This is a genomic window from Collinsella tanakaei (assembly GCF_016900375.1).
Taxonomy (GTDB): domain Bacteria; phylum Actinomycetota; class Coriobacteriia; order Coriobacteriales; family Coriobacteriaceae; genus Collinsella.
Genome location: NZ_JACJKB010000068.1, coordinates 1 through 304, shown reverse-complemented (window position 1 = coordinate 304; position 304 = coordinate 1). Strand labels below are relative to the sequence as shown.

Genomic DNA, 304 nt, shown 5'->3' with positions numbered 1-304 from the left:
GTAGCGCTTGCAGAACCGGTCGTAGGACATGAAGGGCTCGCCCTTCGACCTCTGCCCGTCGCGGTATTCCTCGTGCAGCCGCTTGAGCGTCACGCCGACCCGGGCGAGCTCGCGGTGGACGCGGTCCCAGTCGGGGTCCGCGTAGACCGGCCCGTCGTGCACCCTCTCCGGGAACAGCAGCGCGTAGGCCTCCGCGTCCGACATCCCCTCGACGTCCTCCCAGGCGACCCCTTTCTCGTCGGCGGCGTGGAACGTGTCGACCACGCTGGTCTTCGAGACCGGCTGCGCCCGCGCTATCGCCGTC

At 70.1% G+C, this 304-nt stretch carries 1 pseudogene; it reads right to left on the bottom strand.

Features of this window, described 5'->3' with window-relative positions:
• Positions 1-264, bottom strand: a pseudogene (locus H6A16_RS10640) (IS21 family transposase); the annotation flags it as partial.
• Positions 265-304: the final 40 nt, after the last annotated feature.